At 39.1% G+C, this 25,701-nt stretch carries 24 protein-coding genes and 2 pseudogenes; 11 read left to right on the top strand and 15 right to left on the bottom strand.

Going from position 1 to position 25,701, the window contains the following annotated elements:
- The first annotated feature begins 20 nt into the window (after positions 1-20).
- The 3 genes from MUN87_RS13315 (at position 21) to MUN87_RS22320 (ending at position 1,812) form a co-directional block, all read left to right on the top strand.
- Complete coding sequence (locus tag MUN87_RS13315; RefSeq protein ID WP_244740859.1) at positions 21-1,157, top strand: hypothetical protein; 1,137 nt, start codon at positions 21-23, stop codon at positions 1,155-1,157.
- Between the two features lie 78 nt (positions 1,158-1,235).
- On the top strand, positions 1,236-1,607 hold the full coding sequence (locus MUN87_RS22315) for a Uma2 family endonuclease (RefSeq protein ID WP_255840631.1): 372 nt from the start codon (positions 1,236-1,238) through the stop codon (positions 1,605-1,607).
- On the top strand, positions 1,579-1,812 hold the full coding sequence (locus tag MUN87_RS22320; protein WP_255840650.1) for a Uma2 family endonuclease: 234 nt from the start codon (positions 1,579-1,581) through the stop codon (positions 1,810-1,812). Before MUN87_RS22315 ends, MUN87_RS22320 begins: the two co-directional genes overlap by 29 nt.
- Before the next feature lie 499 nt (positions 1,813-2,311).
- Here the strand turns inward: MUN87_RS22320 and MUN87_RS13325 are convergent, their stop codons facing one another.
- The 4 genes from MUN87_RS13325 to MUN87_RS13340 form a co-directional block, all read right to left on the bottom strand.
- Complete coding sequence (locus MUN87_RS13325) at positions 2,312-2,812, bottom strand: PTS sugar transporter subunit IIA (protein WP_244740860.1); 501 nt, start codon at positions 2,810-2,812, stop codon at positions 2,312-2,314.
- 162 nt (positions 2,813-2,974) lie between these two features.
- Positions 2,975-4,300 (bottom strand): 6-phospho-alpha-glucosidase, encoded by a 1,326-nt coding sequence (locus tag MUN87_RS13330; protein ID WP_244740862.1) that lies wholly within the window; start codon positions 4,298-4,300, stop codon positions 2,975-2,977.
- Positions 4,301-4,318: 18 nt separating this feature from the next.
- Complete coding sequence (locus tag MUN87_RS13335) at positions 4,319-5,914, bottom strand: PTS transporter subunit EIIC (RefSeq protein WP_244740865.1); 1,596 nt, start codon at positions 5,912-5,914, stop codon at positions 4,319-4,321.
- 125 nt (positions 5,915-6,039) lie between these two features.
- Positions 6,040-6,801 (bottom strand): MurR/RpiR family transcriptional regulator, encoded by a 762-nt coding sequence (locus MUN87_RS13340; protein WP_244740867.1) that lies wholly within the window; start codon positions 6,799-6,801, stop codon positions 6,040-6,042.
- A 375-nt stretch (positions 6,802-7,176) separates the two neighbouring features.
- Between MUN87_RS13340 and MUN87_RS13345 the strand changes: the two genes are divergently transcribed.
- From MUN87_RS13345 to MUN87_RS13375, 7 genes are all read left to right on the top strand, one after another.
- Positions 7,177-7,914, top strand: coding sequence for a DUF5027 family lipoprotein (locus MUN87_RS13345; RefSeq protein WP_244740869.1), 738 nt, complete (start codon positions 7,177-7,179; stop codon positions 7,912-7,914).
- 10 nt (positions 7,915-7,924) lie between these two features.
- Positions 7,925-8,785 (top strand): DUF2705 family protein, encoded by an 861-nt coding sequence (locus tag MUN87_RS13350; protein WP_244740871.1) that lies wholly within the window; start codon positions 7,925-7,927, stop codon positions 8,783-8,785.
- Positions 8,772-9,620, top strand: coding sequence for a hypothetical protein (locus MUN87_RS13355; RefSeq protein WP_244740873.1), 849 nt, complete (start codon positions 8,772-8,774; stop codon positions 9,618-9,620). Before MUN87_RS13350 ends, MUN87_RS13355 begins: the two co-directional genes overlap by 14 nt.
- Positions 9,621-9,643: 23 nt before the next feature.
- Positions 9,644-10,303 (top strand): ATP-binding cassette domain-containing protein, encoded by a 660-nt coding sequence (locus MUN87_RS13360; RefSeq protein WP_244740876.1) that lies wholly within the window; start codon positions 9,644-9,646, stop codon positions 10,301-10,303.
- Complete coding sequence (locus MUN87_RS13365) at positions 10,300-10,932, top strand: DUF5028 domain-containing protein (RefSeq protein ID WP_244740878.1); 633 nt, start codon at positions 10,300-10,302, stop codon at positions 10,930-10,932. The genes MUN87_RS13360 and MUN87_RS13365 overlap by 4 nt, the downstream gene beginning before the upstream one ends.
- Before the next feature lie 160 nt (positions 10,933-11,092).
- Positions 11,093-12,415 carry a sensor histidine kinase gene (locus MUN87_RS13370; protein ID WP_244740881.1) on the top strand — a complete coding sequence of 441 codons (1,323 nt, stop codon included), beginning with the start codon at positions 11,093-11,095 and terminating at the stop codon, positions 12,413-12,415.
- 31 nt (positions 12,416-12,446) lie between these two features.
- Complete coding sequence (locus tag MUN87_RS13375; RefSeq protein ID WP_244740883.1) at positions 12,447-13,211, top strand: LytR/AlgR family response regulator transcription factor; 765 nt, start codon at positions 12,447-12,449, stop codon at positions 13,209-13,211.
- Between the two features lie 277 nt (positions 13,212-13,488).
- Here MUN87_RS13375 and MUN87_RS13380 read toward each other — a convergent pair whose 3' ends face one another.
- The 6 genes and pseudogenes from MUN87_RS13380 to MUN87_RS13405 all read right to left on the bottom strand — a co-directional run bounded on the left by MUN87_RS13380 (position 13,489) and on the right by MUN87_RS13405 (position 19,132).
- Positions 13,489-14,505, bottom strand: coding sequence for an oxidoreductase (locus MUN87_RS13380; RefSeq protein WP_244740885.1), 1,017 nt, complete (start codon positions 14,503-14,505; stop codon positions 13,489-13,491).
- 109 nt (positions 14,506-14,614) lie between these two features.
- The gene (locus MUN87_RS13385; protein ID WP_244740887.1) at positions 14,615-15,526 is read right to left on the bottom strand and encodes a PTS system mannose/fructose/sorbose family transporter subunit IID; all 912 of its coding nucleotides are present in this window, start codon (positions 15,524-15,526) and stop codon (positions 14,615-14,617) included.
- A gap of 17 nt (positions 15,527-15,543) precedes the next feature.
- A pseudogene (locus MUN87_RS13390) lies at positions 15,544-16,343 on the bottom strand (PTS mannose/fructose/sorbose transporter subunit IIC).
- Positions 16,344-16,390: 47 nt separating this feature from the next.
- Complete coding sequence (locus tag MUN87_RS13395; protein ID WP_244740890.1) at positions 16,391-17,356, bottom strand: mannose/fructose/sorbose PTS transporter subunit IIA; 966 nt, start codon at positions 17,354-17,356, stop codon at positions 16,391-16,393.
- Between the two features lie 412 nt (positions 17,357-17,768).
- Complete coding sequence (locus MUN87_RS13400; protein WP_244740892.1) at positions 17,769-18,140, bottom strand: DUF956 family protein; 372 nt, start codon at positions 18,138-18,140, stop codon at positions 17,769-17,771.
- A 158-nt stretch (positions 18,141-18,298) separates the two neighbouring features.
- Positions 18,299-19,132 carry an alpha/beta hydrolase gene (locus MUN87_RS13405; RefSeq protein WP_244740895.1) on the bottom strand — a complete coding sequence of 278 codons (834 nt, stop codon included), beginning with the start codon at positions 19,130-19,132 and terminating at the stop codon, positions 18,299-18,301.
- A gap of 167 nt (positions 19,133-19,299) precedes the next feature.
- Between MUN87_RS13405 and MUN87_RS13410 the strand changes: the two genes are divergently transcribed.
- Positions 19,300-20,262: a TRM11 family SAM-dependent methyltransferase gene (locus MUN87_RS13410; protein WP_244740897.1), complete on the top strand. Its 963-nt coding sequence runs from the start codon at positions 19,300-19,302 to the stop codon at positions 20,260-20,262.
- Positions 20,263-20,284: 22 nt separating this feature from the next.
- Here the strand turns inward: MUN87_RS13410 and MUN87_RS13415 are convergent, their stop codons facing one another.
- The 5 genes and pseudogenes from MUN87_RS13415 to MUN87_RS13435 all read right to left on the bottom strand — a co-directional run bounded on the left by MUN87_RS13415 (position 20,285) and on the right by MUN87_RS13435 (position 25,531).
- Positions 20,285-21,328, bottom strand: a complete 1,044-nt coding sequence (locus MUN87_RS13415; protein ID WP_244740900.1) for a replication protein — start codon at positions 21,326-21,328, stop codon at positions 20,285-20,287.
- A gap of 248 nt (positions 21,329-21,576) precedes the next feature.
- Positions 21,577-21,972, bottom strand: a complete 396-nt coding sequence (locus tag MUN87_RS13420; protein ID WP_244740903.1) for a hypothetical protein — start codon at positions 21,970-21,972, stop codon at positions 21,577-21,579.
- A 76-nt stretch (positions 21,973-22,048) separates the two neighbouring features.
- A pseudogene (locus tag MUN87_RS13425) lies at positions 22,049-23,172 on the bottom strand (5-methyltetrahydropteroyltriglutamate--homocysteine S-methyltransferase).
- Positions 23,173-23,279: 107 nt separating this feature from the next.
- Positions 23,280-24,188 carry a LysR family transcriptional regulator gene (locus MUN87_RS13430; protein ID WP_244740905.1) on the bottom strand — a complete coding sequence of 303 codons (909 nt, stop codon included), beginning with the start codon at positions 24,186-24,188 and terminating at the stop codon, positions 23,280-23,282.
- Positions 24,189-24,475: 287 nt separating this feature from the next.
- The gene (locus MUN87_RS13435; protein WP_244740907.1) at positions 24,476-25,531 is read right to left on the bottom strand and encodes a 2,3-butanediol dehydrogenase; all 1,056 of its coding nucleotides are present in this window, start codon (positions 25,529-25,531) and stop codon (positions 24,476-24,478) included.
- Positions 25,532-25,701 lie beyond the last annotated feature (170 nt).

Genomic DNA, 25,701 nt, shown 5'->3' on the forward strand with positions numbered 1-25,701 from the left:
TACATAAGGAAGTGAACAACATGAAAAGGTTATCCATGCTATTCTCTGGCGTCCTTCTTGTCTTTTTCCTTGTCGCTTGCTCGGAAGACGCTTCTACTAGCAAGAATGAAGGGAAAGACGACAACTCGCAATCGGAAGAAGACACCACAGACAAAAACGAAGAAAATAACGAAACAGAAGAACAACAAGATAAAGAAGAAGAGGAAGAAACGAAGCCACCTCAGCCTTATGAAGCGTTAGAGCCGGCTGCAGATGCTACGCCTCTTCAAGATAAATTATCGGAAGAAGAGCTCAGCAAGATGCCAAGTGCCGAAGCTCACGGAGAGGATCGTACAAGAATGGTGCCAGTAGGTGAGACATTGGTAAAAGGTGCCGAGGATCAAACCGATGGGCCACTGAAGGATCATCGAATTGTCGCCTATTATGGGCATCCGAACTCTACTAATATGGGGATTCTTGGTGAAATGGAACCCGACGCGCTCATGACAAAACTTAAAGAACAGACACAAGCGTATTCAGATGCAGATCCATCCCGTCCAGCGATTCCTATGATTGAGCTGATTTCAACGGTAGCGCAGCGCAATCCTGGACCTGAAGGAAAGTACTATCACATGACGTCACCAGAGCAAATTGACGAATATGCCAAGCTTGCAAAAGAAAATAACGCACTGCTAATGCTGGACGTTCAGCTGGGAACAGACTCTGTCTTGAATCAAGTGAAATTACTGGAGAAATGGCTGAAGCTTCCGTACGTCCACTTAGCTATTGATACCGAATTCCATGTAGAAGAAGGGGAAACACCAGGTATCGACCTTGGTCAAGTGAACGGTGCAGAAGTGCAAAAAGCTGTCGATTATCTCACGAACATGGTGGAAGAAAATAATTTACCAGATAAAATCGTTCTCGTTCACCAGTTCATAGACGGCGCACTGACAAACAAAGAAGCCATCCAGCCAACCGAAAACGTGGAAGTCGCATTGAACTATGACGGCTGGGGTGATGCATCAACGAAGAAGTCACTCTATCGCAAATTTGTGCGAAATGAAGCGGTACAATACGGCGGATTTAAAATCTTTTATGATAAAGATAAACCTGTTCTGAGTGCGGAAGAAGTATTGAAACTTGACCCGAATCCGTCGATTATTAATTATCAGTGATATTAGTCATAATAAGGTATGGGAAGTAACGGATGTGATATTATAGAGATAAAGAATAAGTTGAAAGGAATGATTTCGGTGGCCATTCCCAACAAAAAAGAAAAATATTCGTATGCTGATTATCTAACATGGGACGAAGATGAAAAGCTTGAACTGGTTGATGGAGAGATTTTCAATATGTCTCCTGCTCCATCAAGAAAACATCAACAAGTTCTCAGAGAGTTATCGACAGCCTTTACGATTTACTTGCGGGAAAAAGAATGTGAGGTATTTTTTGCACCTTTTGATGTCAGGCTACTAGTCCATAATAAACAAAACGAAGCAATACATGATGTTGTTCAACCTGACTTATCGATTGTTTGTGATCCGAAGAAACTGGATGATAAAGGTTGTAATGGCTCACCGGATTTAATATTTAATTATCGAAGTTCTTTCACCCACCTCTGTTAAGTTAGACCGCTGGAAGAAGTATCAGCTTTATGAGAAAGCTGAAGTAAAAGAGTATTGGTTGATTGATCCCGTAAACGAATCGTTAGAAATATATCTTCTAATAGATAAGCATTACAAAATGCAAGGTGTCTATACAAAGGATGACACTATCTCCGTTCATACGTTAACCGGCATGCAAATAGATCTTAACAATATATTTATATAAAGCAACAGTAAAAAGAAAGCCCAGGACTTATCTTAACGGGTTCTGTTTCGGGCTAATAACAATACAAATAACATGATGATTAGCATATATTTCGCAGTATAATTAGTAAACAAAAAACGCTCAGATTTTTCTGAGCGTTTCTGTTTACTGTTTATTTTTCTTCTTCAACTAAAGTGCCCGTTACTTTAATTGTAGCAATATTCACATTCTGTATTTTTTATCTTTGTTTTATTGCAATTCATTTATTGCTGTTTTTAATTTCGTATTAGTTTCTTCGTTTCCCTCTACATAGAACACCAAAATATTTTTATTAGTGAATGCTTTGTGAATTTCCAATTCCATTGTTAGAAAAATGTGTTTTAGGATTTCTCATACAACCATCGTGTTCACATGATATATTATTCTCTCGTGGCAAAACCGATGTAGCACAGACGCGCGAACACTTGGCGGCATGTTTTAGACAAATAAGGAGTAACTCTACTCCTTATTTGTCGAATTATTATGCGTCCACTTTCTTATCAACTGTCATGAAGATAGATTCCCCGGCAACCAGGTTATGTTCATCACTCTTTGTTAATGATTCCACTATCTCAAAATTGGTGATGACTACTGGTGAAATAATGCTGTCTGCTTTTTCCTTAATGAACGGTAAATCGAATGTAACAAGTTTATCCCCTGCTTTCACTTTATCTCCTTGGGAAACAAAACCTTCAAATCCTTCTCCATTCAATGCTACGGTTTCTAAGCCAATATGAATTAACACTTCTAACCCATTTTTGCTTTTAATTCCTACTGCATGCTTCGTATTGGAAAATTGTACGACCTCACCATCAATAGGTGCTACCACTTTACCCTCTGTCGGTTCAATAGCAATGCCATCTCCCAATAACTTGTTACTAAACATTTCATCCGGTACATCTTCCATCTTAACCTGTTTTCCGGTCATAGGTGCTAATAGTGTCTCGCTCGTTTCTTTTTTTCCAAATAGTTTTTTTAACACAGAGTATTCCTCCTGTATCTATAATTTTTTCTGCTGAACAATTCGTCATCATCCCTCGGTCTCATTAGTTAAGATGGTCAGAGACAATTGATAGTGAAGATAAAAAGCATTTACAAGTAAACAGGCGGGGAAAATATCTTTTCCCCGCTCTAATAACATTAATTAGTTGAATTGTGGCCAATACTTTTGATTTGCTTCAATTAAATCATCCAATAAGTTCTTTGCCACCTCAGCGCTTGGCACTGTTTTGGAAAGCGTTAATGCTTGCCAAAACTTTTGATAGCTTCCTTCGATGTACGCTTCGACGGCTAATTTTTCAACAGTGACTTGCTGGTACATAAGTGCCCTTTCGAATTCAGGTATATTCCCTTGACTTAATACCTCTGGGCCATCGGAGCCAATAATGCATGGCACCTCTACCATTGCATTATCATCAAAATTAGCAATAGCACCATTATTTTCGACAATCATCAACATGCGTTCATGTGTATTAAAGGCAATGGCACGAGCTAAGTCTACAATAAATGTCGCATGGCTACCAATCGAGAAGTTACTGCCTTCTGCTGTTCCTCTTTCTATAATATCTCTGGCTGTTGAAAATACTGATTTTTCTCTTCCGTCCATTACCTCATTTGCACGAGTATAATTCGCATCCGCCTGACGTACTTCATAATCAGGATAAAAATAATATTTCAAATACGTATTCGGTAAGAAACGTGGATCAACCGCTAAGAGATCTTTTGCTTTTTTATGCGTTTCCTGCCAGCTCGGATCCATGTGCTGTGTATCTACTTCAATTTGAGTAAGGTAGCCATTCTCTGCTACATAGTCACGGATTTGCGGTAAATATTCATGTCCATCTTTATCCTTCACACTCGTCCACCAGCCAAAGTGGTTTAAACCAAAATAACGCACCTCTAAATCCTTAGGCTCTTTATCAACGATTTGTGACATTCTACGTAATGTTCCGACTGGCATATCACAAATATTAAGCACTCTAGCATCCGGACGAAGTACACGGCAAGCTTCTGCAATAATCGCAGCAGGATTCGAATAGTTCAGCATCCAGCAATCCGGTGCATATTTCTCCATCAAGTCGATCATTTCGATCATCGGACCAATGCTTCGCATACCATAAGCTATTCCACCTGGTCCACATGTTTCCTGTCCAATCACACCATGCTTCAATGGTATCTTTTCATCTTGTTCACGCATTTCATACTTACCAACGCGAATATGGGCAAAACAGAAATCCATTCCTGTAAAAGCCTCTTCCGGATCTGTCGTATAGGAAAACTCTATACTCGGCTCTTTTTCTTTTAATAAGATGTCCAATGCTTCACCTAGTTCATTCTGTCTCTCCGCATCATTATCATATAATTTAAGCGTTTTAATCGGAAAACGATCAAGGTTATCCAATAACATCATGACGATTCCTGGCGTATAAGTACTTCCGCCTCCTGCAATTACAACTGAAAATTTCTTCATATTCTATCTTCCTTTCTATTAATCATCTGATTGAATTCCTAAATAGTTATCAACTTGTCTTCTAATGTTGTTTACTTCCAGGCCATACACAACCTGCACATTTTTATCCTTGATTATGACGCCATTAGCACCTGTTTCATTTTTTAAAATCGCTTCATCCACTGCATCCGGCTTATCTACGGTAAGTCTTAAGCGTGTATAACAATTCGTTACCGTCTTAATATTGTCCTTGCCGCCCAATGCACCAACAATAACATTGGCTAAACCATCACCTGGTTGAGCGCCTTCCTCGTTATCATTGCTTTTCTTCTCTTTGTATTCTTTCTTGGAATACATTTTCGTTTCTTGATCGGCATCCTCACGTCCAATTGTTTTAAAGTTAAATTTGACAATGAGAAAGCGAAACACACCATAATAGATGGCAAAGAATATTAAACCAACTACAATGTACATCGGCCAGCTCGTCTTTTCGATTCCAAGCGGTAAATTATATAGCAGGAAGTCGATCATCCCATTTGGACCAATAGCTCTTACATCTAAAAGATTGAGCGTTACAAAACTTAAGCCAGCTAATGCTGCATGGACCACAAATAGAAGTGGTGCTACGAACATAAAGGAGAACTCAATTGGCTCGGTTACCCCAGCAAGAAAAGAGGTAAATGCTACCGGAATGAGAATCGCTTTTGCTTTTTTCTTATTTTCCGGCTTTGCTGTATGATACATCGCTAAACAAGCGCCGATTAAACCAAACATCTTCGAGATACCACGAGCATCCCAGATCACACTTTCTGACAGACGCGTAACACTCGGGTTTGCAATCTCGGCATAATAAATATTTCTAGCCCCTTCAAACACCTGACCGCCAACCTCTTGCACACCACCTAAGGAGGTATATAAGAACGGCGTATACACTAAATGATGCAAGCCAGTTGGAATCAACAGTCTTTCTAATGCACCATATAAAAACAATCCAAAATTGCCGCTTCGCTGAATCAACTCTCCTAAACTATTAATGCCACTCTGAAAGAACGGCCAAATATATGTCAGGGAAACCGCTAACAAAATCACTACAGGAATTAAGACAATAAAAACAAATCGTGAACCTCCATATATTTGAAAGGCACCTTTTAATTCTGTCTCAATAAACCGATTATGGACAGCAGCGGTAATCACCCCGAGAATCAGTCCCAGGAATACACCCATATCCAGGATTTGAACTCCTAACACTAATTTTTGCCCAGTGCTTTGCATTGCATCCGCTTCCGCTAATAAACCAGCTAGTTCCATGAATTTGTTCATGGCATTAACGAAAACAAGGTATCCCAGCAATGCTGTAAACCCAGCAACGGACTTTTCCTTTTTCGCTAGACCAACGGTAATCCCAACACAAAATATCAGTCCTAAGTTACCTAGAATGGCAACCAATGACCCAGATAATATAGAACCAAATCCAGTTAAAATCGGATTATCTAAAAATGGAACAGCATCCAGTAAACGTTGATTGGTAAAAACATTACCAAGCGCAATTAATATACCTGCAATTGGCAGAATCAATACAGGGATAAACATAGCTTTCGAAAAGCGTTGCATCGCTTCCATTGCTCTCTCTTTCATCAAAATCCCCCCTTAAACTCCTAAATCTATTTATATTTTTTCACTTACCAGCTTGGTTGTAAATGTTTTCAGCCATAGAAAAAACGTGTTTCGCCAACTGAAACACGTTTCACGTGAAAAAGTATTTATTCTTTTTTATGAAGCCTTACGAGATACTCCTTCATAATGATCTCAAACAGCATCAATAGCTTTGGAAAAAAGATATTCGGAAGCATATTACGATCGTCTAATTTATTATTATCACTGATTTTGAAATTAATATCAGATAAATCAGCTACCCGATTCTGAGTCTCTTTCGTGAACGAAACCGTAGTAATCTTTTGCTCACGAGCAGCATTCAGCTTATCAATTACTTGCTGCGTTTCTCCAGACTTCGATATCACAACTAATGCGCCAATATCATCAATGTTATTTTCAAATACGCCAACGGAATCCATACCGCTTGCAAGGACAGTCTTCTTGCCTAACACCAGCAATTTTTTATACAGGTACTCGGCTGTAATACCAGAAAAGCCCGTGGCATAAATAAAAATGTATTGCTGGTCTAAATGTAAAACCCGCTCAATAAATTGCGTAATATCCTCCATCGTATTGTACTGAAAGAAGTCCTGCGAGCTCATTTCTGGAAAGTCTTCCATTACTTCAGGTTTCGGCTTTTCCATTGTATTAAGCAATGGCAAGAGATTATAATACATGTCCACAAAGCCCGTGTAGCCTAATTTCTTGGCAAGTCGAATCACCGTGGCAGCTGAAGTATAATTGTTCTCTGCTATCTTCCGAACCCCCATTTGAAGCACCTTGTCGATGTTTTTAATAATATATTCTAATATCTGTATGTCTATTTCTGACAGATTTTTTCCTTGCGTTAATTTACTTATGTCTATCAATTTAGTCACTCTCTCAGGTTGGATTATACGTTTATTATAGCGGATGGTGTTAGGGGGGACAAATCGGGAGGTTATGTACAATATTATGTTGTTACATTAGTTTGTCGATTGTTTATGGACAAACTAATGGAGCCGATTAAATCTTGAGCGAATAGTAACGTATATTTATTTAAAAAGCTTATTAATTTGGAACCAATAATCAAATGACGTTTATGAATAGAAATTAGTCTTTTATGACAAAAATGACCAAATTATTGGAAATTGTGGTAGTCTAGTTCTATGTTAATCGCTACATTTCTGTTCCTGAAGTTTGGATTACAGTAAATGGTACAAATGAAGAATTATTTACCTATTCACAAGGAGAATCTATCAAAAATGAAAAGAATAAATAAACTTGGCTTGTTGTCCGTATTAATGTTATTCATTTTACTATCTGCTTGCTCTTATAAAGAATTTGAAGATTCACTTAAAAGTAAATTAGATACAGAGAAAGAAGACCAATACGTCAATCCATCTAACATACCGGTAAATGATCCTGAGGTTGAGCAGACAGAAGCAACTGCATCAGAGGCCGAACTTGCTACTGTTGGCGATACGATCACATTTACATTTGATGGAGGAGATGAATCCCACCAATTTCAATACACCCTTAATCAAGCATTTAAATCGGATACTATAAATGAGCTAAGTTTAAAAAGAGAAGATTTTGCAGATCCTTCTTTAATTAATGAGGATGGCTCAATTGATGAGATGTACCGTCTAGTACTTGTTGATGTCACGGTCAAAAATATTAATAATGATTCCTTTATGAGTGAAGAGGATAATAACCAGCCAATCATGTTCATTGAATCCTCGATTGGATTCAAAGAAGAAATTGAAGATCCAAATGGACCATTCACTTTACAGGCTGTTTACTTTAGCGAACATCCTCCATATGAGAAAAATCAGTGGAATGATTACTATCAGTTCCCCCTATCTTTCGGTCAAGAATTAGATGCCAAAGTTGGCTGGTTTGTCCCAGCTGAACAATTAGAGAAGGAACCTTTGTATTATATTATTGGCGGAGGCGGCAGTGCTGAGTATTATAAGTACTTTGAATTGACTTTTGATTAGGAGGATCGTCATGAACAAAACGTTAACTCGCTTGTTACAATTAGAGCTTAAAAAAGCGCTAACTAACAAATTCTTTTCCATTACATTGAGTATTGCTAGTATTTTCACCCTGCTTAGCGCCTGGTATATGATAGACACCTATTATCAAACCAATACTGCTTTATCCATGAATGCACAAGGTAATCCACTACCCTATAACAGAACACTTTATAAATATTGGATTGGTGGCGAAACATCATCTCTTGGGTTCACACTTTTTTTCACCTTGTTTCCACTAATTGCTGTTTTACCTTACGGCTGGTCGCACGTAACAGAAAGTAAAAATGGCTATGTGAAAATGATCGTCACAAGAAGTAATAAATGGCACTATTATGTAACCAAATTCATCGCGACATTTACTGCCGGCGGAACCGTTATCCTGCTTCCTCTTATCTTAAATTTTATTGTTGTGGCATCATTTGTGCCTGCTATTTCACCAACACAACTTAATCCTTATATATATGGTGTAGAAAACGGGGCGATCTGGTCAAACTTATTTTATACTCACCCGCTCATTTATACGATGCTCTATTTACTTTTAGATTTTATTTTTGCAGGTTTATTTGCAACGATGAGTCTTGCTATTTCCTTTTTTATTAAAAATAGAATTGCTATTATTTTAATTCCATTTTTCCTGCTGTTTATTTTGCATTACAGCCGTACATTTTTACAGTACAAATTTTATAAAGAAATTTCACCACTGAATTACTTACACGCCATTGCTATTGAAAATCCGGCAAGTACTATAATTATCCTTATTGAAGGAATGGTGCTATTTGTTTTGACATTTGGTATAACGATGAGATTAGGTGTTAAACGTGAGATTTTTTAACCTGTTTAAATATGATGTAAAGAACGGTTTCCGTATCAACCTTCTTCATTTACTAGTTATAGTCTTTTTAGTGCTTGCATATTGTTTTGATTTTTATATCCGCAAAAAGCATGCATACATGTTTGATCCAGTGATTCCTTCTGGTACCTGGATTGATTATTTATTCTACATACTAGCAGGTATTAAAGAATATATACCTTCGGATACCGAGAGCTTTCTTTTTCCTGTCAAATGGATGTTATTACATCTGTTTATTCTTTACAGTACGCTGCATTATCCATACAGAGATCTGTCCGCACTAGGATTGAACATGTTAATGAGAACAAAAGGACGACTGGCCTGGTGGAGTTCAAAGACTCTATGGAATATCTGTTACGTCTTGGCAATCTATGCAGTAATATTTCTAACCATTTTGACTTTTTGTTTTATCATGCAGGAGCCCATTTCATTTGAGATTACACCGATGTTTGTCAATGACCTTTTAGATGCGCAAAGCCCATTTGATACCTTTTCAATTGATTTAGTCGTTTACATTGTATTTATTCCTGTGATGATGTCGATTGCGTTTAACCTGCTGCAGATGACCATCGTACTGTTTATCAAACCCTTGTATAGCTTTGGTATGCTGGCTATTATGTTGCTTTCCTCTGCCTACATTGTCACTCCCTATCTTCCTGGTAACTATGCCATGCCAATTCGAAGTATTGATGTAGTAGAGCAAGGTCTTTCGTTTAACGGGGCAGTAATCGCTTGGAGTATTTTAACCGTAGGATCATTCATCCTTGGTTGTATCTATTTTAGGAGATTCGATATTCTACATGATGATTTTAATTAATCGTTCAAGAAAGGAGATTGACTATGACAACCATTGATTTGGATCATGTTACGAAGACGATGAAGGGGATTAACGTCATTAACAATATTTCTTTAACCTTCCATTCTGGTAAAGTCACCGGATTACGCGGTGTAAACGGCTCTGGAAAGACGATGATGATGCGGTTAATTGCTGGTTTAATTTTTCCTTCCAAAGGATCGATCCACATTGACGGTAAAAAACTTGGAAAAGATCTTACCTTCCCCGAAAGTATTGGCATGCTGTTAGAAAATCCAGCTTTTTTAGATAGCTATTCAGGCTTCCAAAATCTAAAAATGCTCGCATCGATTCGCAATGAAATTGATACGGTGCAGATAAGAGCTGTGTTAAATCAGGTGGGCCTAGATGAGGCAAGCAGTAAGAAAAAATATAAAAAATATTCATTAGGGATGAAGCAACGCCTTGGTATTGCTGGTGCCATTCTTGAAAGACCGGATATTGTCATACTGGATGAACCGACCAATTCACTGGATACGAATGGCGTAGAACTGGTTAAAAAAATCGTACATCAAGAAAAGCAACGCGGGGCATTAGTGATCATCTCCTGTCATGATAGCGATATATTGGATGAATTGGCAGATGAGATACATTATCTGGAAAACGGAACACTTATAAGCAGCTCAAAAGGAAGTGAAAAAACATGAAAAAGCTCTTCCTCGGTTTCCTGTGTTTAGCTTTAACTGTAGGAGTAGGTATTCGCATTTGGAATGTCAATAAAGATGTCGAGCTTCCTCCAGTCCACACCTTTAAAATGAGTGAAGAAGTGGCCATTGAAGATAATATATTTCTAGATGACTTTGAAAATATGGATGGTTATACCGTGACCGTAAACGATGCAGAAATCATTCCTTATGAGGCATACCTTGCAAAATATCAGTATCAGGATGATCCGGATAATCCATTGTTTGCAGAAGAGGATTTTCTTTTTCCTGAAATGGTTTATGATATCGATATAACCGTTAAAAATACGAAGAAAACGGATAATCCAAAGGAACAAAGTGGTATTAACTTTATTCACTATTATTTAATTGGTACCGATTTCGAACTTCAAATTAGCGATGAGCTATATCGCGTTGGTAATCCTGATTTGGAAACAGGCATGACAGATGGATTTCGTCTGCGCCCAGAAACAGAAATGAACTTTCATTTACCATTTTATTTTTCGCCATCAGCTATTGCTGGCCCGCTTCAAGTAAAGGATATTACTAGTGACGATATATATTTGGTTGTTTCTTTATATCCTCATGTGAATCAAATTTTGATAGAATCCTAATATTTGTCCCCTTGAAACTATCTCAGGGGGATAATGTACAAGTCCTCCCTCAAACCCTGTTCCCAGCATTTCTTTTAACCTATATAAATGGTATAATTTACTATGTAATCAATCCTTCAATCTTCGTTTATCTTAATTGTATATAAAGGTTGTGGTTAACATGGTCTTATCTCTCTTCTTTTTTGTCATTGAATTAACAGCTATGTTCTTTGGTCTCTTTTACACACTTAGTCTAAAATTAAAATTAAAAACAATTATGTTCGGGGTTATTGCTGTTGGTTTACCTGCCGTTTCATCTTATTTATATGTGGCAGGTTGCTTTGGCATCAGTTACCTTCTGATCAGCTTAAGTTTATTTTTTTATATTCATACCCGAAAGCTACGTACACTGCTGGATGTTGCTATCCTGGCGATTATTAGCCTTATTGCAGAAAACCTTTCACAGATTATTCATTTTTCTTTTTTTACAGATCAACAAACTCCTGTTGTTGCAGGAATAAACAGTTTGTTTCTTGTAATCATTTTTACTGTTTGTACCTATCTTTATCGGTTATTTATCATGAAGATTTGGCAAATGTTTTCGATTGCCACACAAATCCTGTTATTCTTCGTCGCATGGGTTACGACAACCGTTATCTTTTTCAATCTATTCATCTCTTTACATCGTAATCTATATTATCCTGCCATTTTTAATGTGCTAATTGAGACTATCTATCTTTTATTAATGTTCGTTCTGTTTGCCCTCTTGTTTCGTAACATTAAAAAGGAGAATACATTAAAAAACAAAGAAATAGAACGAGAGCAAATGCTGCAATACATGCAAGAACTCGAACGAATCAATAAGGATATGCAAAGCTTCCGGCATGATTACCAGAATATCTTGCTTACCATGCAAGGATACATGGAGCATAATGATATCAAAGGATTAAAAAACTATTTTAATAATTATATTGTGAAAGTGGAAAATAGTACGCTTCGTCGTAACCATTTATTTCACCAGCTAGATAAAATTAAAATAATTGAATTGAAAGGATTTCTATCTTCAAAAATATTACTGGCCCAGGAGTCCAGCATAACTATTCATGTAGAAGTAGCCGATCAAATTAAAGCTATTGATATGCATATAATAGATCTGATTCGGCTAATTGGTATATTACTAGATAACGCGTTAGAAGCTTCTCTCCACTTAGAAAACCGGGAGCTAAATATGGCATTTATCCAGAAAAAAGACGGTTCCTTACTCATGGTAATAGAGAACCGCATCGAAAATGAGAATATAACTATCGGACAACTGTTTCAGGCTGGATACTCAACAAAGGGAAAAGCTCGAGGTAACGGCTTAACAACCGCTCGTCGAATTATCAATCAATGGTCAAATGCTACCATGAATACACGCATCGAAAATCAATTCTTCATTCATGAAATTGAAATAAAAGCCGTAAACGAGCAGATTTCCGTTCCATATGAAAAAACACTTGTCTAGTAAACGATCATGACACAGGGGAGGATATATTGTGAAGGTAATAATTTGTGAAAATGAAACAGAGCAACGCCTATTGTTAGAATCGATTATTTCGCATTATGCTTTGGTCTCTGAACCAAGCATTGAAATAGTGCTTAGTGCCGCTACTCCGGAAGAAGTGCTGGTTTTCCAACAAGATCAGAGAGCAGATTGTTATTTTTTAGATATAGAACTTGCTTCGACACTTAATGGAATGGATGTTGCCCGTAAAATCCGAGAACAAGATCCCTTTGCTACAATCATTTTTATTTCCATGCATGCAGATCGATTAAAATTGACATTTAAATATAAATTAGCTGCGCTTGATTTTATTGTTAAAGATGATAATCGAGCAAAGCTATCCGAGCAAGTAATCGATGCATTAGAAGCGGCTTTTACCAAATGCAAGCAACAAAACACTTCACAAGAGAAGATATCATCACTTGCAATCCGTATCGGTGAGCAGATTAAATACGTTCATTATACGGACATTTATTACTTTGAGACTTCCCCTAACGTACATAAAATAGGACTACACGAAAAAAATGGCTATTATGAATTTTATGCAAAATTAAAAGATCTTGAAGAACTTCATCCATCCTTTTTTCGCTGTCATAAAAGCTACGTCATCAATCTGCAACACATTAAAACAATTAATAAAAAGGAACGTAAATTGATCATGGCAAATGACCAGGAATGTTACCTGTCTTTTCGTAAAGTAAAGGAATTGCAAACTAAGCTTAATCAGCAGTATCCTGGTATTTCCACTATTGGATAAATCCGAAACCGTGTAGTTTAAGTTAAATGATCGGCAGGGTGGCCTGGATAGCTCAATATATCACGTAGAGTCCTGACGGTACATTGCTGACAATCCACTACGTCTGCACCTGTGTCTACTGGTAATGCTTCGAAGCAGACTTCCTCGGTTGAAGTATTTAGGGTAATAGCCAGCAGTGCCCCACAGGACGAGAAGTGATTGCTAGGAGACATCCGAGCACTCGGAAGCAAGGCTATCCCTAGCTTCCTTAGAGTACCAGACACATCCCCATGTTCTATCACTCTAGATCCCTAACTCCTGTTTCTAATATTTCCATTTGCAATACTGTCTGCTCGTCTGTAATGGTTTTATCTTTACCATTTATAACCGCTTCATATAAGTCATCATATACAATGCCATAATCACCATTTACGGATGTTACTTTTTCTTCATGAATCGTACCATCATCGTCCACGTACGTTAATACGCCATAATGTTTGAGGGTATCTACACCAAAATCTTTATTATCTGGCATGTAAAATAACTTTAAATGTTCTTCCTGACGATCTTTTGTTTCTTTGACAAAGCATCCTTTTTTTCCGTAAACGACGAAGCTTGGTCTTTCTTTTATTCTAAAATAACTGGATTTTACCGATACTTTTAACGTGCCGTAATATAAATCCAAATCGAAATAATCGTTCATTCTTCCTGTTCCTAATAGTTGTCTCACATCATAATGGATCTGATCCGGCTTGCCAAAGTAGCTGATGACCTGATCCAGGGTATGACAGGCATGGCCGTATAAAAAGGACACAGCTGGATCAAAGGAATCGGCAGACTCCGGGACTTCTGGACGGAAATAGTCAAAATGCATTTCCATTTCCAGCAGGTCGCCTAGTTTCCCTTCCTCGATAACTTTTTGAACCGTTAAGAAATCACTGTCAAAACGTCTATTTTGATACGCTTGGACAATCAAGCCTTTCTCTTTGGCCAATGCAAATATTTCTTTCGCCTGTTCCGAGTTTTCCGTAAACGGCTTTTCCACCAAGCAGTGTTTATTATGTTCTAATACTTGTTTTGCGTATTCATAATGGCTGTCATGTCTTGTGCATACCACAATGACTTGAATATCATCATCATGCAATAATTCATTCAAGTCAGAAGTATAATGTACGCCATCAATTCGCTTCCAGCTATCACGATCGGGATTTCTCCGATAAATCGTTTTTACCTTTATATTCTCTCGTTGCAGTACGAATGGCAGATGATATCTATTCGTACTTTTTCCATTGCCAATATATCCTATAGTAAGCATAGGTATCCTCCTTCATTTTTTGCATATCATTGCTGCTTCAATTATTTTACATGAAAGACCTTGTATGAAAAAGTACCCCCCTCTGACAGGAGGTACTTTTCTATTTAGCTTACATTAAGTTAATGGCATGGAATAGGATACCAAGTGCAAACAATCCGAGAATCATAATAATAGGAGACACTTTCTTCCTGAGCAGCCACATGCTGAGGAGTGTGATTAACAGCCCTGCTAAACCTGGAATTAGGCTATCTAAGTTGTCCTGTAAAGTCGTGACATTATATTCACTTAATGAACGACCGGCGGCTTGCTGTTCTAATGCCGTGCGAATCCCTTCTGATCCAGCAGGCAGGTTCTCCCAATCGATATACGCACCTTCGTCCAGTTCAACTCTCGATACCGTTGGTGTAAAGGATACCGCAACCCATCGGTTAACTAATGCACCAAGAATGAACATACCGAGTATCGAGGCCCCTTTGGTAATGTCACGAAGCAATCCACCAGATAAATCTTCCGTAATTTTGGAACCTGCTTTGTAACCAAGTTCTTGTGTATACCACATGAAACCCATACGAATGATGTTCCATAAAACAAAGTATAGGATTGGTCCCAATATGTTCCCAGTTAAAGCAAGAGAAGCGGCCAATGCACCGAGAATTGGTTTAACCGTGAACCAGAAAACGGGGTCCCCGATACCTGCTAACGGACCCATCATCCCGACTTTAACCCCTTGAATAGCTTTGTTATCAACTGGGGCACCATTTGCACGTTCTTCTTCAAGTGCTAACGTCACACCAATGATCGGAGAAGCTACATATGGATGGGTATTAAAAAATTCTAAGTGTCGTTGCAGTGCCGCAGCACGATCTTCTTTTGTTTTATATAATCTTCTGATGGCTGGAATCATAGAAAAGGCCCAACCACCGTTTTGCATACGTTCATAGTTCCAGGAACCTTGAATGAAAGTGGATCGCCACCAAATAGCAACGCGATCTCTTCTAGACAATTTCATTTCTTTAGCCATTTTGTGTCCTCCTCCTTTTAGTAGTTATCAATAATATCACCTATCGGATCTCCCGTGTTCCCATTTCCGCCGCCACCTGAACCGCCTTGTTTCGTAAGCGCCAGATAGATAAGTGCAAGAGCCACACCGATAGCACCAAGACCCAATAGTGTGATGGATGGAATTGTCGCTAATACGAAGCCAATCGCAAAGAATGGCCATACTTCTTTTGTAGCCATCATGTTTATAACCATCGCATAACCGACGGCTACTACCATACCCCACCAACTGCTAAGCCATCTGTCAGCCAATCTGGCATAGACTGCAGTAAATCTCTAACCGGCGCTGCACCAACAGCCAAAATTAAGGCAGCTGGGATGGCTATACGCAGACCTTGCAAACAAATGGCGATAAGATGCCATACTTCTATCCTTCTGATGTTTCCTTCTTTTGCTGCCGCATCCATTAAATGAATTATTGCGGTTGCAATCGTTCGGACAATGATCGTTAATAATAGCCCCGCAACTGCAAGTGGAACTGCAATCGCGATGGCAGATGATACACCACCTTCGCCCTGACCACCTAAAACAAGAATGATGGCCGAGGCAACAGACGCCAATGCAGCATCGGGGGCTACAGCAGCTCCGATGTTTGCCCATCCTAAAGCAATTAATTGCAGGGTACCACCTAAAATAAGGCAGGGCACTACTTCGCCTGTAACTAAACCGATTAACGTACAGGCTATAATGGGCTGGTGGAAGTGGAATTCATCCAATATCCCTTCTATACCTGCTAAAAATGCTACGATAATAACTAATATTATTTGAATAATAGTCAATTCCATATTTATTCTTAATCCTCCTTTTGATCTGACAATCAGGATTATTACTGTCTGTTCAACTCCGCTTGAGCCCTCTGAAGAATCTCATCCATGTTGCCTTTTGAATCATTTGGAACTTTGCGTACATCGAATTGCACACCAAATTCCTTCAACTTTTTGAACGCATCGATATCTGCCTGATTAAAGGCCAATACCTTATTCGGTTGAACTTTCCCAGTGGAGTGTGCCATCGAACCAACATTGATGGTCTCAAGTGGAACACCGCCTTCCACCGCTCTAAGTACGTCATGGGGATTTTCAAAAAGAAGCAATGCGCGCTGACCGCCGAAATGTTGATCATCTTGAGCAAGTTCCACCATTTTATTGATCGGAACAACATGTGCCTTGACCCCTGATGGAGCAGCCTGCTGGATTAATTTCTTACGAAGGTCATCCTTCGCTACTTCATCCGAAACGACGATAATTCGCGTAGGCAGTGTATTCTTGGTCCAAGCCGTTGCTACCTGGCCGTGAAGCAGTCGAGAATCAATACGTGCTAACACATATTCAAATGTACCAGGTTCACCTGAAGTAGATGGCTGAGTGGCTGTTGCAGCGGCATCTGCCGGCTCTAATTCTTCCGGCTTCACCTTCACCGCTTCTTTCGCTGTGTCCAGAATATGCGAAGCAATTTCGTGGGCCGTGTTCATAGAAAAGCGTGAAGAATAAGCTTCAATCAACATCGCTAAGTTCACACCAGCAACGATTGCCCATTTATCTTTGTGCTCTTCCATCAAGTTGTTTGCCTGGTTGAAGGGAGTCCCACCCCAAAGATCAACTAAGAATAATACTTCATCCTTGTTGTCGAATGAGGCAATCGCTTTTTGCATTTTTGACTTTATATCATCAGGTCCTTCGCTCGGCATCAACGTAACAGCTGTTACATTTTCTTGTTCTCCAAAGATCATGGATCCAGATTGCAAGATACCATCAGCAAATTCACCGTGAGTAGCAATGATAATCCCTACCATCCCTTTACCTCCTTTTTTTGTTGTTAAGGTTTATATACAATAGCATTACCAACATTCGGATAAAAATTATAAATGGATTAGCAAAACTAAGCCAATCACTTCAAGGAGACAAAACCAGCCTTGCACACCCTACTTTTGGTTCCTTTACGGTTAAACGATACAAATCTCTTCGCTACTCTCACCTCTTTTGGCTCCTTTACGGCTAAACGATACAAACCTCTTCGCTACTCTCACCTCTTTTGGTTCCTTTCCAGTTAAACGATACAAATCTCATCTCTCTTCTCACCACTTTTGGTCCCTTTCCCAATTAAACGAAACAAACCATACACTTTTTAACACGAAAAAAAGGATTAAATAATCCTAAAGGCAGAGAGCTGCCCTTAGGATCATTTAATCCATTCTTTTAGCAAAATTACTTTTTCAATTTACTCCTGAATCCGCGTTTGATTACATCAAAGAAGCTTAAGGACTGGACCATATGATCCGGATCAACGTATGTACGGATCGCGCGAAACACTTTTTTGGGATCTTTAGACGAAAATGTAAATGTTCCATTCTTCTTCGTTTGGATCGCATAACGCGGAATCCATTTTCCTTTGAACAGAACAGAGGCGATTACGTAATCTACTTCTTCCCAAGGAATTTGAATAAACTTGCGAGCATCACGTTTATTGAAGAACTCAAATCCTTTATCGCCAATCATTATCTGTCCATAGTCCGAAACACTTAAGTGTGAGGTTGCATCCATTACCAAATCAACTTTTGTATTGATTGATTGAACCATTTGTTATGCCCCTTTTCTTTCACTTCCTGCCATGATTGCAAGATGACAATACATGCAATCATTTCTATTTTATCCAAGTCCAGGGGTTTTCTAATCAAATTTTGGGATGATTGCTCTCGGAAACTTGTGGCTGTACTTCTTCTCAATGGCTAACATACTCAGGACTGGATCAGCCAGCGATGAGCGTCATGAAAAAGTGGTGCCCATGTAGATTCGTGGTGCGTTCCACCTTGTATAAAATCGAATCGAATACGACTTTCCGCCAGACCAGCTGTGATCAGTGTCTCCTTGACCTGTGCAACATGCTCATAAGCAACTCGATTAAACTCGGGATTATCCGTCTCTTCTCCTCCGATACTCAGAAAAATGCGCAGCGTCGGAGAAATAACGGACTGCTCTATCAGTTGAATGATCGCGCCATTGTCCTGCCACATCACAAACGAAATACCTCCCACCCGGTCAAACTGATCCGGATAGCGAATGGCGGTGTAAAGCGATATATATGCTCCGAATGAACTTCCACTAATCATTGTATGTTCAGGTTCAGGCAGTGTCCGGTAGTGGCTGTCGATATACGGTTTCAGTGTCTCGGCAAGGAATTCAGCATATGCAGCACCTTTTCCTCCGAAGCCATATTCTTCATTGATCGTAAAGTTATATTCATTGTTGCGCTGGTCGCCTCCATTATCAATAGCTACTACGATTGTTTCGAGTGCAGGTTCATCGATAGCCATTTGCTCCAACGTTTCATCTACGCCCCACTCCGTTCCCCAAGACGTTGCTTGATCAAATACATTCTGTCCGTCGTGCATATATAAGACTCGATACCTGCGCGTTCCTTCCTTATAGCTTCTCGGCAAATAGATCCACACCCTACGCTCTGTCTGCAGTTGCGGAATCGGGAACGCCTCAATCACCCTTACGTCGCCAGTAATCGTATGTATCGCACTGTCGTTAAAAACTTTTTCCCACGATAAAGCAGTATGTTTCATCCTAATAACCTCCAAATACTTTAACTATACCTACTACTTTAATACATAATAACCTGCTGCATATAGCATAAAGTCTTGCGTATCAGTTTAAGAAAAACACTAAACCTGGATATAAGTTATAATAGATGTAAGAAAAAATCAGTATCGAAGAAAGGCTATTACAATACATGACAAACATTAACTTACAAGCATCCGAATACCTATACACCTGCACACACGGTCTTGAGGAACGTTCTCTCTGTGCCTTAGAGCAAAGAGCGCTCTTCGGAGAAGAATCAGCGAACCTGATAAAAAGTACGAGAAACATCGATCCAAGCAGGAGCCCGTTTATAAAAGGCAAACTTGCGGTGCTTTTCTCAGGCGATTCTGTTCAGGACATCGCTGAACGGGTCAATCAAATTGAGCTTGGTAACCAAACATTTAAAGTACAGTATCTAAAAATAAATGACCTTTCTAATGAACAAAAAATTGAGTTTGCTGAACAACGGGTGATAGAAAAAGAAATTGGCTGGAATATCATCGGCAAGGCGAAGATGAAAAACCCTGATGTGCTATTCGGTATTGCGCCGTTTCAAGGACGCTGGTATTTCGGCGTCTATCAGGAAAGCGAGTCTGTCTGGCTCCACCATGTGAAGAAGCCTCATGAATACTCAACAGCAATTAGTACTCGCTTGGCCAGAGCTGTCGTCAACATCGCCGTTCCAGATCCAGCAGGCGTCCGTGTAATCGATCCTTGCTGCGGAATAGGTACGGTACTTGTTGAAGCACTGTCGATGGGGATCGAGATTGTTGGCTCCGACCGCAATCCATTAGCAGTAAAAGGGGCCAGAGAAAATATCGCTTTTTTCCACTATGACACAACAGTCGAGGTTAAAGATATTGCTAAACAAGATGGCCATTATGATGTGGCAATCATAGACATGCCCTATAACCTTTATTCTCCCGCTACACCGGCAGAACAGTTTGCGATCATCCAGCATGCCAGAAGAATTGCCGACAGAGTTTTGATCCTTACCCTCGAAGACATGGATGAAATGATAGCGACCGCTGGTTTTACAATCGTCGATCGATGTGAAGCACATAAAGGGTTAAAGGCGCTTTTCTCACGGCAAGTAATTGTTTGTGAATAGAGGAATTGGGTGCTTCCACCACCTATTCCTCACCAGCTAAATACGCTGCCAGCATCCGATCCACTTCAGCAGCTGTCTGTCTCTTTTCTTCCTCTGTCTTTGCAGGTTCATTCTTCACGGATCTCTGCTCTTTATGCTGCACATACCAATCTGGTACCACATCACGCTTATTAGCAACAGGCTTTTGCTGATAGGACTTCGTTCTTTTTTTGACTCTTTGATTCAACCGTCCCACATCCTCTACTGATTTCACACCTGCTTCTGTCCAATTAACCAGTACACGCTCGATATATTTCACACCTTTGGCTTCTGCCTTGGCAGCAACTTTCATTGCAGCAAACAGCAAATCGTAGCCATATTCCTCATACCACTGCTTTAACAGATCATGATTAAATCGCGATTCACTTACACCTCTTCGCAAGTTCGCACGATAAAAATTAATCAATTCGCCAAATGCCTTGTCCTTTTTATTATTACATTTCTTTATTTCTTTCCTCTCTACTGTCTTTCCCTTTGTCTTTACGGAGGCTGAATCACTTGATATGACAGCTTTCCTGCTTCCTGATGGTAAGTGTTTTACTAACTGGAAGGTTCGTGTTTTACTTACCGCTTTTCGCTGACTGGTCAGTAATTTACTTACTTGTGGATGTGGTTTCGTTGTTTGTGAGTTTGAATTCGGAGTGTGTCTCTGTCTTTTTCTTTGAAGGTTTGTATAGATTAGTTCGTCAAACAGGTCATTATCCCATTTTTTGTTGGGGGTGATTTGCCAGTGATGATAATTTTTGTTTATCGAAAATACCATCGTTTCCTGTTCCCAGTGAAGCACTGAACACTCAGCTAAAAAGGTTAATTCTTTTTTGACATCCTGTTTATACATACCGGTGATCTCAAAGTGGGTAAAGTTTGGTACCACACAGTCTTTTTGACCGGTGCCGTATGATAATCTCCAGATAAACAGGATAAGATTCAATTGCCTTTTGGAAAAATTACGCCTTAGTATTTCATTCCATAATTCATTCGCTATTCGGATATGACCATTCTCTAATTGTGGATTTGCCGTTTTCATTCGCTTCTCCTCTTTTCCGCTATAATTATGCTTATACTATAGCGGAAAATGAGAGATCCATCATCTTACTGTATTTATCTGAACAGGGTAGAAAAAGCGATTTTCTAGTGTGAAAAATAAGATTTTCACGTCAGAAAATCGCTTTTTGTTGTTGTTTAGAACACGTACCGTACTTTTTTAAATTTTTTCTTATATTTTCAACCTAACGCTTGTAAATAAAGTAATATTACTGTGTATCTTAATACAACTTACTCATCTTCCATTTCTTCCCACGTAATTCCATATGGCGCTCCCCCTGGCGTATATCCAGCTATATAATAAAAGGTTTCATCCGATTCGAAATCCTGTTCTTCCATTTGCTTTTGCTCTGCTTTTCTTCGCTTTCGTTCAATTGTTACATTTTGTTTCCTTATTTCGTCCTGTTTGATTATATCTTTATATTTCTCGTCTATTTCATAACCCAATGTCTCCAATTCAACAATCGCATTTAGCTTATTAACCCCGAAATGTTTGGCATACCCTTTCACTAAATTTTTCCCTTCGTATTTCGGGATCCAGTGTGGTGCAGCCTGAAGTCTGCCTTGCTTATTCGTTCTTTTACGGCGGGGTACCGAATTATTCTTCTTTTTCTTTTTCTTCTTCATATTGATTAACTCCTTTCTTTCAACAAAACAATAGAACCTATCCACGATGAGCGGATAGGTTCTTCGATTTTTTCGTTTAACTAGGCCATACATCTTCTGCAATGTTAATAATGTGCTTGATCTTATTCCACTGTTCCTCTTCTGTAATAATGTTTCCTTCTTCCGTACTGGAGAATCCACACTGCGGGCTAAGGGATAAGTTTTCTAACGGAATCAGCTCACTTGCTTCGGCAATTCTCGCTTTAATCTTCTTGGGATCTTCTAATTCCGGGAATTTAGAGGTAACTAATCCTAAAACGACTGTCTGTTCCTTATTTTTAAAGCTTTTTAGCGGTTCAAAATCTCCTGAACGGTTATCATCATATTCTAAGAAGAGTCCATCTACATTCAAGTTGGCAAATATCGCATCAGAGAATTGATCATAGCCACCGCTGGTAATATACGTAGATTTGAAGTTACCGCGGCAAATATGCATGGTGATAACCATATCCGCTGGCTTTTCAGAAATAGCATCATTGATACAGCGTACTCTGGCATCGATTATGTCCTCCAGTTCCTGGCCTGTTTTTTCAACAACTGCCTGGATCCGCTCTTCCGAAACAAAATCAATCCATGAAGTATCATCTAATTGTAAATAGCGGCAACCTGCATCATAGAACGATTGGATTGCCTGTTTATAAGCTGCTATTGTATCTGCATAGAATTGCTCCGTGTTTTCATTGTAATACTCATCCCTTGCATTCTCGTAAATAGCATATTGGGACTAGGGATAGAAAACTTCGCAACCTGACTGCCATCACCATATTGATCAACCGCTTCTTTCAAAAAGGTAAAATGTTCGATCATAGGATGATGATCAAAAGCGACTTTATCGACTACTTTAATCGCACTATTTTTTGTTTTTGCACCTTGAAAGTTACTGATATATTCCGCTTCAAAAAGTTCCACACCTTCTAAAGCCGCTAAGAAATCTAAATGCCACCAGGAACGTCTGAATTCACCATCTGTCACTGATTTAAGCCCTACTTCTATTTGTTTTTTTACTAGTTTCTCAATTTCCTGATCCTCTACTGCTGTTAGCGTATCTTTTTCAATCTTTCCATCCACATAGGCTTGTCTCGCCTCTTTAATCGGCTCCGTTCTTAAAAAACTGCCGACATGATCGGCTCTGAATGGCGCTTTAACCAATGTTTTTGTCATTGTGCATCCCGCTCTTTCTGTATAGAATGATTGATCCATTGTATCATAGAAGCACCTTTATAATGAAAGACTTATAATCTATCACTTGCTATAGCTTTAAACTATAGCTAAGACCCCTCTTCAGCAATCGTCTCTTTTACATACTGAATATAGGTATGAGCCAATTGACTGATCGGTACATCCTTGTGCGTAATATAGCCGACGTTCATACGCTCTTCCAATCGCAAAGGAATCGCTACAATATCATTATTTAATTCATGACTGATAACCCCTGTCGAAATCGTATAGCCATTTAAGCCAATTACTAAATTAAATAAGGTCGCCCGATCACTTACTTTAATATTTTTGGGTCTGGAAAGGGTACTTAAAATCTCCTCCGAAAAATAAAAAGAATTATAATCGCCTTGTTCAAAAGACAAATAAGGGTAAGGAACTAAATCTTCTAATGTCACATATTCTTTTTGCACAAGCGGGTTTCGAAAGCTTACAAAAACGTGTGGTCTTGCTTCAAACAGTTCATGAAATACTAAATTTCCCTCTCTTAAGAACTTATGAATCACTTTTTCATTAAAATGGTTTACATATAAAATACCAATTTCACTACGCAGCTTCTGTACATCATCAATGATTTCATAGGTCTTCGTTTCTCTTAACATGAACTCATATTCCTCTAGATTATAGTCTTCTAATAAACGTACAAAAGCACTGACTGCAAAGGAATAATGCTGCGCTGATACAGAGAAATGCTGCTTAGGCAATCGTTTATTGGAATAGCGGTTTTCAAGCAACTCCGCCTGTTCCACGACCTGTCTTGCATACCGTAAAAACTCTGATCCTTCCTGTGTCATCACAATGCCCTTATTGGTCCGCGAAAAAATGGTAATCCCGATTTCCTTCTCCAGTTCCTTTAGCGCGTTGGATAAACTGGGCTGACTAATAAACAAACGTTGTGCTGCTTGACTGATGGAACGACTTCTTGTCACTTCAATTACGTATCTTAGTTGTAGTAGTGTCATTTTAAATCTTCCTTTGGGCGTTTTCTGGTTTCAGTAAGGGTTGATATTAATTCACGCGTTCCAATTCCTTTTATTTTATTATATCGAATACGAATGAAAAATCCTACATACAATTAGACTGGCTATTATGTAATAAAATCAAACGGGAACCACGGAATAAAGTGAGACTTCGATCAGTGGAGGGATGACGGACGGTTAACGCCTTTGTGTAACAACAAGTTTTAGGGCCATCCCGACAAGGATGGCCCTACTCATTTATGAAGAGATCACTCTATTTGCTTTACGTTTTAAACTCCTGTTGGACTTACTAGAATTTTTGCTTGGTTCTTATCATTTGTAAGGGCATGGAAGCCTTCTTCCACGATATGATCCAATCCAATTTTCTTAGTGATAATCGGTTTAAGATCAAGTTGTCCAGATTCCACCATCGCAATAACATCTTTGTAGACATCGCGATAACCGATTGTTGCAAGAATGTTTAATTCTTTTAAGTTCGCTTGTAAGACATTTACTTTGATCGGTTGTGGAATGATCGACACAATGACAAGTTGTCCACCTTTAGCAAGTGAATCAATTGCACTGTTCACTGTTGCTTCAGCTCCAGCACAATCGAATGCGATATTAACTCCGCCATTTGTTTCCGCATTGATCTTTTCAGCTGCATTCTCTTCTAGCGTATTAATAACTGTCGTTGCACCAATCTTTTCTGCCATCTCAAGACGTTCATTGGAAATATCCATCGCATAAATACGTGATGCACCAGCTGCTTTCGCACATAGAATAGCTGTCAGACCGATTGGACCAACACCATAAACCGCTACAGTATCGCCCGCCTTCATGTTGCTTAGCTTAAGCGCGTGGAATGACACAGCTGTTGGCTCAATAACAGTAGCTTCTTCAAACGAGATGCTATCCGGTAGCTTGTGAACCATATGCGTCTCCACAATTGCATACTCAGCAAAAGCACCGTCAGATTGCAATCCAACAAAACCATTGTGCTCACACAAGTTATAATTTCCTTTCACACAATTCTCACAATTACCACACTTAATAGCCGGCTCAATCGCTACACGATCGCCAACCGAAAAACCGCTTACACCTTCACCAATTTCATGAATAACGCCAGAAAACTCGTGACCAAGCGTTAATGGTGCCATTTGACCTGTTACAGGATGAGGCTCACCAACTTGAACGACTCCCTCAGCGCCGTGATAAGCGTGCAGGTCACTTCCGCAAATGCCCGTCCATGCTACTTTTATTTTAATGTTACCAGGTTTAATTGTAGGTTCTTCCTTATCTTCTACACGAATGTCATGTTTACCATACCATACTGCTGCTTTCATAATACTAAATACCCCCTAAGAAATTGTTATTTCAATTGAAAACTCTTTCTCCATCCTGCCTTGCGTATATATTTTAAATCTATTAACACCGCTTCACAACCAACAGTTTGGGGTGGTTTGTATCATTTTAAACAAAACGCATGTATTTGTTTGAGATCTTTGGTGGTAAT

It is taken from the genome of Gracilibacillus salinarum (assembly GCF_022919575.1).
Classification (GTDB): domain Bacteria; phylum Bacillota; class Bacilli; order Bacillales; family Amphibacillaceae; genus Gracilibacillus; species Gracilibacillus salinarum.

What these genes read in the sequence shown, in the direction of transcription:
- MUN87_RS13395 (WP_244740890.1), bottom strand. Translation starts at nt 17,356, where the DNA reads ATGGTAGGGATTATCATTGCTACTCACGGTGAATTTGCTGATGGTATC.
- MUN87_RS13410 (WP_244740897.1), top strand. Translation starts at nt 19,300, where the DNA reads ATGACAAACATTAACTTACAAGCATCCGAATACCTATACACCTGCACA.
- MUN87_RS13380 (WP_244740885.1), bottom strand. Translation starts at nt 14,505, where the DNA reads ATGCTTACTATAGGATATATTGGCAATGGAAAAAGTACGAATAGATAT.
- MUN87_RS13315 (WP_244740859.1), top strand. Translation starts at nt 21, where the DNA reads ATGAAAAGGTTATCCATGCTATTCTCTGGCGTCCTTCTTGTCTTTTTC.
- MUN87_RS13405 (WP_244740895.1), bottom strand. Translation starts at nt 19,132, where the DNA reads ATGAAACATACTGCTTTATCGTGGGAAAAAGTTTTTAACGACAGTGCG.
- MUN87_RS13365 (WP_244740878.1), top strand. Translation starts at nt 10,300, where the DNA reads ATGAAAAAGCTCTTCCTCGGTTTCCTGTGTTTAGCTTTAACTGTAGGA.
- MUN87_RS13400 (WP_244740892.1), bottom strand. Translation starts at nt 18,140, where the DNA reads ATGGTTCAATCAATCAATACAAAAGTTGATTTGGTAATGGATGCAACC.
- MUN87_RS13435 (WP_244740907.1), bottom strand. Translation starts at nt 25,531, where the DNA reads ATGAAAGCAGCAGTATGGTATGGTAAACATGACATTCGTGTAGAAGAT.
- MUN87_RS13330 (WP_244740862.1), bottom strand. Translation starts at nt 4,300, where the DNA reads ATGAAGAAATTTTCAGTTGTAATTGCAGGAGGCGGAAGTACTTATACG.
- MUN87_RS13370 (WP_244740881.1), top strand. Translation starts at nt 11,093, where the DNA reads ATGGTCTTATCTCTCTTCTTTTTTGTCATTGAATTAACAGCTATGTTC.
- MUN87_RS13360 (WP_244740876.1), top strand. Translation starts at nt 9,644, where the DNA reads ATGACAACCATTGATTTGGATCATGTTACGAAGACGATGAAGGGGATT.
- MUN87_RS13345 (WP_244740869.1), top strand. Translation starts at nt 7,177, where the DNA reads ATGAAAAGAATAAATAAACTTGGCTTGTTGTCCGTATTAATGTTATTC.
- MUN87_RS13350 (WP_244740871.1), top strand. Translation starts at nt 7,925, where the DNA reads ATGAACAAAACGTTAACTCGCTTGTTACAATTAGAGCTTAAAAAAGCG.
- MUN87_RS13430 (WP_244740905.1), bottom strand. Translation starts at nt 24,188, where the DNA reads ATGACACTACTACAACTAAGATACGTAATTGAAGTGACAAGAAGTCGT.
- MUN87_RS13385 (WP_244740887.1), bottom strand. Translation starts at nt 15,526, where the DNA reads ATGGCTAAAGAAATGAAATTGTCTAGAAGAGATCGCGTTGCTATTTGG.
- MUN87_RS13335 (WP_244740865.1), bottom strand. Translation starts at nt 5,914, where the DNA reads ATGAAAGAGAGAGCAATGGAAGCGATGCAACGCTTTTCGAAAGCTATG.
- MUN87_RS13415 (WP_244740900.1), bottom strand. Translation starts at nt 21,328, where the DNA reads ATGAAAACGGCAAATCCACAATTAGAGAATGGTCATATCCGAATAGCG.
- MUN87_RS13420 (WP_244740903.1), bottom strand. Translation starts at nt 21,972, where the DNA reads ATGAAGAAGAAAAAGAAAAAGAAGAATAATTCGGTACCCCGCCGTAAA.